The 433-nt window shown below is 65.8% G+C and carries 1 pseudogene; it reads right to left on the bottom strand.

The features are described from left to right. Nucleotides 1-121 precede the first annotated feature (121 nt). Nucleotides 122-433 (bottom strand): annotated as a pseudogene (locus tag EXE48_RS18280) (S26 family signal peptidase); the annotation flags it as partial.

Raw genomic sequence — 433 nt, 5'->3', positions numbered from 1 at the left:
GTGGAAGGAAGACGACGAGACCGAGCGCTACACCATGTTCTCGCCCGACGGCGGCGACGACCGCTGACGGCCACTAACTTCCACTAACGGACGCTGACGACCGCTGACGACCGCTGGGGGTTCAAAGAAGCTTCTGGACTTCCAGCCGTAGCTCCCCGAGATACGGCACGTGGAACTGGCCTTTCGCCCGCACCCAGTCGGGTCGGACGGGCGAGGCGATGCCCCGCGCCTGGTCGTAGTAGTCGTTGTCGTCGCCGCGAGTGACGTAGCCGGCGTGCGGCGCGGGGCAGTTCAGAAGTTCCGCACAGGAGTCCGAGCCGTCGACGTAAGACGAGTTGGCCCGGTCGTACCAGTTCTCTCCGTCCTCGACCCAGAAGACCGCGCGATGGATGATGGGCGAGCCGTCGCGCGACGGCGTGTCGTAGACGACGAC

It is taken from the genome of Halorubrum sp. ASP1 (genome assembly GCF_005435135.1).
GTDB classification, from domain to species: Archaea; Halobacteriota; Halobacteria; order Halobacteriales; family Haloferacaceae; genus Halorubrum; species Halorubrum tropicale.
Note: the sequence above shows the minus strand (reverse complement) of the source record. Positions and strands in the feature narration are given on the sequence as shown.